This window comes from Mesorhizobium sp. M7A.F.Ca.CA.002.09.1.1, from assembly GCF_003998555.1.
Taxonomy (GTDB): domain Bacteria; phylum Pseudomonadota; class Alphaproteobacteria; order Rhizobiales; family Rhizobiaceae; genus Mesorhizobium; species Mesorhizobium ciceri.
In genome coordinates this window covers 1-509 of record NZ_RZRR01001562.1, presented here as the reverse complement: position 1 = coordinate 509, position 509 = coordinate 1, and the positions used below count along the sequence as shown (strand labels likewise).

The 509-nt window shown below is 59.7% G+C and carries 1 protein-coding gene; it reads left to right on the top strand.

The window, feature by feature from the left end:
- Window positions 1-294 precede the first annotated feature (294 nt).
- Window positions 295-509: FAD binding domain-containing protein (locus EN994_RS34665; RefSeq protein ID WP_206530589.1), on the top strand; the 215-nt coding region annotated here is incomplete at its 3' end.

Genomic DNA, 509 nt, shown 5'->3' with positions numbered 1-509 from the left:
CTGCAGGTCGATGACGACAAGCGCTTCGTCGGCCATGGGCTTTCCTCTTCCGTATGCAGGCTCCAGTGGAAAATGCCGCTGACGCGACCGGACGCAGAAACTTGACCAGATGGCCGGCCGCGTCAACCTCTCAAGCCATAACAAATGCGTGCCGGCGGCGCCGCGGCAAACTCCGGCTTTGACAAATCCTGCCAGCTTGATATCATTTGCATACGAATGAATTTTCCGACCCCTGTGCTGGAAGGATCTTTCGAAGTACCAGCTCTGGAAGGCCTCTTTTCGGGAAGGCAAAGCGTGATCCGTTACGCGAAACCCACCTCGGTCGACGAAGCGCTCGCTTTGCTTGGCGAGGGCGCCTGGCGCATCCTTGCCGGTGGCACCGATTTCTATCCGGCACAGGGCAGCAAACCGATCCGCGACAATGTTCTCGACATTAACGGCCTGGCGGCGCTGTGCGGCATTGCCGAGGCGAGCGACCATTTCGTCATCGGCGCGCGCACGACCTGGAC